This window comes from Chitinophaga agrisoli (genome assembly GCF_008386695.1).
In the GTDB taxonomy this organism is placed as follows: Bacteria; Bacteroidota; Bacteroidia; order Chitinophagales; family Chitinophagaceae; genus Chitinophaga; species Chitinophaga agrisoli.
In genome coordinates this window covers 1-304 of sequence record NZ_VUOC01000051.1, presented here as the reverse complement: position 1 = coordinate 304, position 304 = coordinate 1, and the positions used below count along the sequence as shown (strand labels likewise).

General features: G+C 40.8%; 1 protein-coding gene. It reads left to right on the top strand.

Features of this window, described 5'->3' with window-relative positions; translation table 11 throughout:
• Positions 1 to 304 (top strand): hypothetical protein (locus F0L74_RS34565; RefSeq protein ID WP_188316284.1); only part of this gene is annotated, 304 nt, incomplete at both ends.

Below are 304 nucleotides of genomic sequence, written 5' to 3'. Positions count from 1 at the left end.
GGCGTTTTAGTGAGCCTATTTTGGATCGCCCTGTGTTTTACACGCTGGGTGGTAATGTACCTGCTGCAAACGTTTCAACAAGCACAGTGATGAAGCATATTTACACGTATATTATATTGAGAGGTATTGGTTTTAGTGAATATATAGCTTTAGCAGTTTATATTGCAGATGAACCTGAGGCTGCGCGACGTTTGGAGCAGATAGCAAGAGCTGCGCATAGTAATGATTATACTTATGGATCATGGGTTACACATCTTTTAATTACAACTCCTGGTTCTGGTGCAAGTACGGGTTACGGATTTAT